At 63.8% G+C, this 3,206-nt stretch carries 3 protein-coding genes; all 3 read left to right on the top strand.

Translation table 11 applies throughout. From position 1 onward, the window contains the following. Window positions 1–253 precede the first annotated feature (253 nt). Genes NW839_RS13000 through NW839_RS12990 form a run of 3 tightly spaced genes read left to right on the top strand, consistent with a single transcriptional unit; the run spans window position 254 to window position 2,777 of the window. Window positions 254–1,789, top strand: a complete 1,536-nt coding sequence (locus NW839_RS13000; RefSeq protein ID WP_414349782.1) for a hypothetical protein — start codon at window positions 254–256, stop codon at window positions 1,787–1,789. Continuing rightward, the gene (locus NW839_RS12995) at window positions 1,789–2,211 is read left to right on the top strand and encodes a thioesterase family protein (RefSeq protein WP_414349783.1); all 423 of its coding nucleotides are present in this window, start codon (window positions 1,789–1,791) and stop codon (window positions 2,209–2,211) included. The genes NW839_RS13000 and NW839_RS12995 overlap by 1 nt, the downstream gene beginning before the upstream one ends. Next, window positions 2,190–2,777, top strand: a complete 588-nt coding sequence (locus NW839_RS12990; RefSeq protein ID WP_414349784.1) for a hypothetical protein — start codon at window positions 2,190–2,192, stop codon at window positions 2,775–2,777. The genes NW839_RS12995 and NW839_RS12990 overlap by 22 nt, the downstream gene beginning before the upstream one ends. Window positions 2,778–3,206 lie beyond the last annotated feature (429 nt).

Here is a 3,206-nt window from a genome sequence, read left to right as displayed (position 1 = left end):
GAAATTCCGAAACTTAGCTGTCCTCTGGGGCCGCTAGGGATTGGGATAAAGCCCGCACCCTGCGCATAGCGCGGGTGTCGGGTAGTTTACAAACGCAAACGCATTTGCTCCCCATCGGGTCTGGGGCAAGGAGCAAACCTAATGCTAGGCAACGCTTCCGCTCGATTGGTTCTGAATGGCGATGATGAGCGGACAACGATAGGCGATAGTTGGTGCAGGGCTTGAAAGGAGGGAGCACGTGCTGGGTGGAGTTTTGGCGATTGCGGCCGCGATTGGCTTGGTGGTCTTGCTGTTGGAAGCGATTCGATATCGCCGCTGGGGATCCGTTCGCCGCTGGCAACCGGCAGTGGGGCTGGGCTTGGTGGCCTTGGCGGCGCTGGGGTGCTGGCTGGGTCAGTTGCCGGATCTGATCCCCCTGGCTTTGTTGTTGGGGGGCCTGGTGGGGGTGGGTTTACTGGGGTTGAGTGGCTGCGGTCGGGCCGGGCAAGGGCTGGTGGTGCTGTTGCTCAGTTTGGCGGCCTGGCAAAGTCTGGCTATCGGCTCCCCCGGTCGCATCGGCATTGCGGAGCAGCATGGAATGCTGTTTCTGTGGGGCTGCGGCCTGGGGATGGGCTTGGTGGGGATCCCTTTGCTGGGGGTCTTGGCCGAAACAGAAGCCCTGTCGTTGCTGATGGCGCTGGGCCAGGGGTGGAGCGGCATTGCCGCCATAACCTGGGGATCTCGCCTGCTGGAGATGGGATCCCAGCCGGATCTCCCTTGGCAGGTGCTGTTGCCGGTGGGGCTGGCCGCCCTCAGCTTGGTGGCAGGCACTGTGCCGCTCTTGACCGCCGCAGAAGACTCCCCCAGGCTGCTGTCGGCAGTGGGGCATGGGGTGGGGTGGCTGGTGGCGTTGGCGCTGGCCTTGGCCTTGACCCGCAACGGCCTATACCAGGATCCCTTTTGGGCCTTGCTCTACGGGGCAGGGGTGCTGCTCTCGTGGGCCTTGCTTGCCTTGGAGAACCAGACGGGACGGGGGATCCCTGCGCCAGGGGAACCTGCTCATGTCAGCGGGCCGGAGGCTTTAGCCGGTCGCGTCAGCGTTGCCGAGCAACAAGGACGGCTGCTCTGGCGGGCCTGTGTGGGCCTAACGCTGGTGGGCGGAGGAGCGCTGCTGGCGCTGCGATTGGGGGGATCCTACGGGGCGGCCCTCTTGGGGCTGGGATGTCTGGCTTTTCCCAGCCGTTGGGGGGCCATGGCCGCTTTGTTTTTGTCGGCCCGCCCTCTGCTGCAAAACCTGTTGCACCAGTTCAACCTGCAGGTTGCCGGGATCGACCTCACCCAACCCTATGTGTCGGCGGCGCTGTACCTGGGAATGGCGGCCATGGCGCTGGCGGCGCTCATTCACTGGCTATACGGGCCAGACAAACCCCTGCAGACGGGGATCGCCCTGACGCTGGCCAGCCTGGCTTTGCCGGTGGGGGTGGGCTACTTCATTCACGCCCAGCCGCAAGCGGCCTTCCTATTGGGAGCTTTGATGACTGCTTTGATCCTGGCGGCGCTGCAGCCCATCCTCCTGCAGCAGGAGGGAAGAGGGGCGGAATCTCTGGGGATCCGAGGTTTGGGCCTGGCTGTGCTTGCCATTCTGGGATCCAACCTCAGCCGCAATTGGACGGTAACCGGCTTCCATGCCACCCGCTGGGAACGGGCGCTGGTGCTGGCCGGGGTGGTCGGGATCCTGGCGTTGATTCTCCTGCTCTGGCAAGGCTGGAGCCTGTGGCAATCCAGGAGAATGCGCGCCCCTGCCCGCTGATGAAACCTGTTCCCCTGGGCACCCTCGGCACCTGGCAGGGGATCCTCGGCCCGGAACAAACCGCTGAGGCTCTGGGCAACCCCGGTGTGAAGGTGATCGGATCCCCAGCTCTGTTGACGTTGATTGAGCGGTGCAGCCACACCACCTTGCAGCCCTTCTACGAGCCGGAGGAAGCGGCGGTCGGGATCCGCTTTGCCTTGGAACATCGGTCGGCAGCGGTGGCGGGGGATCCCTTGCAGGTTCGGGTCGAAGTCGTGGCCGTGGAGGGAAGACGCATTCAGTTTCAGGTGGAGATCACCCAACAGGAGCGGCTGGTGATGCAGGGATCCTACACCTGCCTGGTGGTCGATTTGCCCCGTTTTCTGGCCCGCTATGGATTGACCGCGGAGGATCCCAGTCGGTGCTCAAGCTGTTCGCGTTAGCGGGACGGAGTCCTTTGGGATTGCTGCTGGCCGTCTTTGTGGGAACTCTCTTGTTCTGGCCTCAACAGCTCATTCTGCGCTACCGCAAACCCTGGCAGGGCCCCCTTGCCTGGATCTGGAAATGGCACAGCTGGGGAGGCTGGGCCGTGCGGGGCAGCCGCCGTGGCTGGGAATGGCGTTGGGGATCCCTGCGCCTTCGCGGGCGTTGGCCGGTACAGCGGGGAGAACCTCGCTCCCTCGGAGATTGGCCGCGTTATTGGCCCTACCTGTGGAAGCTGGGCAAGCAACTTCGCATTCAATCCTGGCAAGGCGGCGTAGAAATTGGCTTTGCCGATCCAGCTTTGACGGGGCAATGCTTGGGGCTGATCGCCGCTCTACCTCTTCCGTTGGCTCAACACCTGCGCTTGACCTTCACCCGCATCGGCTGGTGCGGACAGGGATCCCTGGTGGTTCGGTTTCGCGGCTGGCAGGTGCTGGGGCCGGCCTTAAAACTGGGATGGCTCGCCCTTTCGCGCCGGTGGGACAGAGTCCTGCGGGCAACCAGGGGGGATCCCCGGCAGAAATAGCCAATGGGAAAGCTGGCCTCAGGAGAAAAGTGCTGTGGGGGAACCGCACCGCTGACGTGGTCAGACCGGCTGCAGCGCCGGGCGGCAATTCAACAGAGGCATGACCTACCCGCCTCCCCCTTCGCCCTGGCCGTTGGTAGGGGTGGGGGCAGGTGCTGCAGGGATAATCGGCGGCACAATGTACTGGCGCAGGCAGCGTCGCTGCAGACAACTGCAAAACCAGATCCAAGCTTTGCAAGCTCCTGTTGTGGCGGCTCCTCGCGCTCTTCTGGCTCTTTCGGCTCCTCCTCCCGCCCTTCATCGGGGGGCAGCTCTTCTCGCCACTCTTCGGGCGGCTCCTCCCGTCGTTGCTAGACGAACTCAGCTAGAAATCGCAGGAGCCCCGCACTGTACCCGTAGGGTCAGTGTCGGGAGGAATGCGGAAGTTAT

The organism is Synechococcus sp. R5-15 (genome assembly GCF_047462035.1).
In the GTDB taxonomy this organism is placed as follows: Bacteria; Cyanobacteriota; Cyanobacteriia; order Thermostichales; family Thermostichaceae; genus Thermostichus.
This window is presented reverse-complemented; position numbering and strand designations above follow the sequence as displayed.